We start from the raw sequence: 719 nt of genomic DNA on the forward strand, positions 1-719 counted from the left end.
GCGCTCTCGTCGGTCCGAGCCTGTTCGGTGAACTCTGCGTCGAGTGCTGCGATGCGCCCGTCGAGGGACTGCCAGCGTTCCCGTACGTCCGCCACCAGGCTACGCATCCGTGGCGTGAGGTCTGACCGCACCTCGGTATCGAGCAGACATTCCAAGCTGGCGGCGAGCTTGGCGCGTCCCTGTGGGACGATGTGACCGCGCTCCAGAAGGACGGCTCGGATCTGGTTCATCAGGGCGGTGCGCTCGCCGACGAGCTGGTCGCGCACCCGGTGCAGGGTCTGCATGTCGAGCTGCGCTTCCGACTTCAGCGCGACGAACCGCATGGTCGGACGGGTCGCAGCCTCTGCGATCGCCTCGGCATCGCGGTCGTCGTTCTTCTGTGCCTTGACGTAGGGCCGCACGTATTCCGGCGACATCAACCGGATGGTGTGGCCTTGAGCGGCTAGCGCCCGGCCCATGTGATGCGCGCCACAGCACGCCTCCATGGCGATGATGCAGGCCGGAAGCGTCGCGCCAAAGGTCATCACCGTCTCGGCCCGCATCCGGCGTCGCAGGACGACCCGACCGGTCGCATCCTGCCCGACGAGGCTGCAGCTGTTCTTGCCCAGATCGATCCCGAGTATCGCAATGGCCATCGGTCCGCTCCATCCCTGGTGTGAGCCACACTGCAAACCTAGCGGTGAAGCCCGGTGAGGGGCGGGCCATCCATAAAGGGGGGC

General features: G+C 66.6%; 1 protein-coding gene. It reads right to left on the reverse strand.

Going from position 1 to position 719, the window contains the following annotated elements; translation table 11 throughout:
- Positions 1-635 (reverse strand): IS110 family transposase (locus G3T14_RS24485; protein ID WP_163645049.1); only part of this gene is annotated, 635 nt, incomplete at its 3' end.
- Positions 636-719: the final 84 nt, after the last annotated feature.

The sequence above is a fragment of the Methylobacterium sp. BTF04 genome (assembly GCF_010692745.1).
GTDB lineage: Bacteria > Pseudomonadota > Alphaproteobacteria > Rhizobiales > Beijerinckiaceae > Methylobacterium.